At 67.1% G+C, this 2,706-nt stretch carries 3 protein-coding genes; 1 reads left to right on the forward strand and 2 read right to left on the reverse strand.

Features of this window, described 5'->3' with window-relative positions; genetic code table 11:
* On the reverse strand, positions 1–181 hold a 181-nt coding region (locus GJ632_RS24420), incomplete at its 3' end, for a hypothetical protein (RefSeq protein ID WP_231751733.1).
* A gap of 8 nt (positions 182–189) precedes the next feature.
* On the opposite strand from GJ632_RS24420, the gene GJ632_RS20765 reads away from it, so the two are divergent.
* Complete coding sequence (locus GJ632_RS20765; RefSeq protein WP_191453917.1) at positions 190–1,242, forward strand: TrmB family transcriptional regulator sugar-binding domain-containing protein; 1,053 nt, start codon at positions 190–192, stop codon at positions 1,240–1,242.
* Positions 1,243–1,484: 242 nt separating this feature from the next.
* Here GJ632_RS20765 and GJ632_RS20770 read toward each other — a convergent pair whose 3' ends face one another.
* Positions 1,485–2,396 carry an RIO1 family regulatory kinase/ATPase gene (locus tag GJ632_RS20770; protein ID WP_191453918.1) on the reverse strand — a complete coding sequence of 304 codons (912 nt, stop codon included), beginning with the start codon at positions 2,394–2,396 and terminating at the stop codon, positions 1,485–1,487.
* Between the last annotated feature and the right edge of the window lie 310 nt (positions 2,397–2,706).

The following is a 2,706-nucleotide window of genomic DNA, read 5'->3' on the forward strand; positions in this document are numbered from 1 at the left end:
TCGCGTCGAGGACTGCGTCGTCCTCCGTCTCTCTTGACTCGTTCTGACCGACCCGACCGGACCTGCCCGACCAGTCGCGCCCCGACCTGACTGCCGCCCCCGCGTCTCTGGCCCCTCGCCGCCCTCGTGGACCGCCGCCGGTGCGCGAAGCCACGTCAGTATAAGTGACCCTGTTCTGCATGTCTCACCATGGAAGACGCCGCGCTCATCGAGTTGCTCCAGCGGTTCGGCTTCTCCGACAAGGAGATAGACACGTACCTCACCATTCTCGAACTCGGCGAGGCGAAGGCGAGCACCATCGCCGACGAGGCCGACGTCTCGAAGCGCTACGTCTACAGCATCGCGGAGACACTCGCGGACCGCGGCTTCGTCGAGGTGAACGACCACGCGGTGCCGACAACCATCCGCGCACGGCCGCCCGCGGACGTGGTCGAGTCGCTCACGTCGGACTTAGACGAGATGCGGCCGGCGCTCGAATCGCGGTTCTCACAGGCGGCCCCCCGGTCGGAGCGGTTCGAGGTGGTGAAGTCGCGGGTGACGGTCATCAAGCGCATCAACGAACTCGTCGGACGCGCCGAGACGGAGGTGACGCTGGGCGTCCCGTACTCGCTCGTGGACGACGTGGCCGACGAACTGCGCGACGCCGTCGACCGAGGCGTTCTCGTCCTCCTCATCGTCACCGGCGTCGGCCCGAACGACGACCTGCCCCTCTCGGGCCTCGCTTCGGTCGTCCGGGCGTGGGAGGAACCGATGCCGACCATGCTCACCGTCGACCAGGAGGCGGGACTGATCGCGCCGACGGAGATGGTCACGCAGTCGAACAGCGCGGCGCAGGCCATCGTCTTCGCGCAGGAGCAACTCGGCCCGGTCCTCGTCGGGTCGTTCCTCGGCAACTACTGGCCGATGGCCGCCGAGACGTACACCTGCGAACCCGACGACCTGCCGACGACGTACGGCGACTTCCGCCACGCCGTCCTGCAGGCGACGGTCCACGCGCGGACGGGGGGAACCGTCGTCGCACACGTCACGGGTCGGTGGGTCCACGTCGAGGACGGCCCCACCGAACTGACGGGCACCGTCGTCGACATCCGGCAGGGGCTGCTCGAACCCTCGACCAACTCGTTCCCCGTGGAGAACACGCTCGTCGTCGAAACCGACGAGGGCACCTTCAGTATCGGCGGGCAGGGGGCGTTCGTCGAGGACTTCGAGGCAGAGACGGTCGAACTTCGCCCGCTAGGCTGAGAGCCGCGGCCGCGGTGCCGCCTCCGACGGGTCGACGCTTCTCCGGAACGCTCGCGTCGAGAGAGACGTCTTCGCTGTGAGCGACTCGACGTTCCGATTCGCGCCCACCCACGATTTCGTATCGCGGTATCTAATTTATCGATGGTGAGGCGGCGCTTCGCCCGTCGCTCACGAACGGGTGGAAGACAGGCTGTGCCGTCGGTACGAGAGAGAAGGGTGGTACCGCCGCCGGAACGGGGCGGTCAGTCGGCGAACGCGCGAACCGACTCGAACTCGTTCGCCGCGACGGCGTCGCAGAGTGCCGACTCGTCCACGTCGTCGGGCATCGACCCCGGGTACTTCCGGCGGAAGTAGCCGAGGACGTTCTTCACGTCGCGTGCGAGGAGTTCCCGCGCGTTGTCGTGGTCGGTCGATACCGCCTGCGGCCAGTCGAAGACGGTCACGCCCTGTTCGCCGACGGCGACGTTGTACTCGCTCATGTCGGCGTGGACGTAGCCGGCGTCGTAGGCCGCCGCGATTTCGTGCAGGACCAGGTCGAGGACGCCGATCACCTGACCGGCCTCGAGTTTCGCCCGGTCGAGTTCGACGCCCCCCAGTTTCTCCATCACGATGGCGTGGCGGTTCTGGTCGATCGGTCGCGGAACCGACACGTCGGGGTAGAGGTCCTCCAGCACCTCGTACTCGCGTTCGGCCGCCTTCCGCGCGGTGTAGAGCCACGACACGTGCTGGTTCTCGGAGGTGTACTCGCGTTCGCGCATCACCTCGCGGAAGTTGGTGTACCCCTCGCGGTGGAACTTCAGCGCCAGCGGTTTGTACGACTGCACCTCGAACACGTCGCTCTCCTTCCCGACGCCGAGGGGGGCACCGACGCCCTGGATGGTATCTCGCTTCGAGAACGTCCGCAGGGCGAGTGCGTCGTAGCCCTCGACGGCGAGTTTGTACCCCTCGTACTGGATGGTCTTGCGTTCGACCAGGTCGCGTCGCATGCACCGGTTCAGTCGGTACTCCACGTTCTCCGGGGTGAGACCCGAGAGGTCGGGGAGTTTGCCGCGGTTCACCCACTCGCCGAAGCGCATCCCCTGTTCGACGCCCGAGAGGAGGTAGAAGTCCTCGGCTTCGAGTTCGGCCATCACGCCCGCGACGTTCCGCACCATACCCGAACGACGCCCGCGACACCTAAAAGGACCGCGAGTCGCGAGCGATAAACCATAAGGCGCGATATAAAATTACGTTTCGCGGTCCGGGTCGTGCCTCGGCGGTCTCCCTCGGTGCGACGGGTCGCCTCGAATCCCCAGCGTTTACGAATGTCATTCCGTTAGGCGTGTATGGTCCCGCTCACGCGCCGACGCCTCCTCCACGCCGCGGTCGCTCTCCTCGCGGGGACGGCCGGGTGCAACGGCTCTCAGAGCAGTTCGGTGACGGGAACGGCCGCGGCCGGTCCCGGCGGTCGCCCGGCCGACGCCG

The sequence above is a fragment of the Halogeometricum sp. CBA1124 genome (genome assembly GCF_009741955.1).
Lineage (GTDB): Archaea > Halobacteriota > Halobacteria > Halobacteriales > Haloferacaceae > Halogeometricum > Halogeometricum rufum.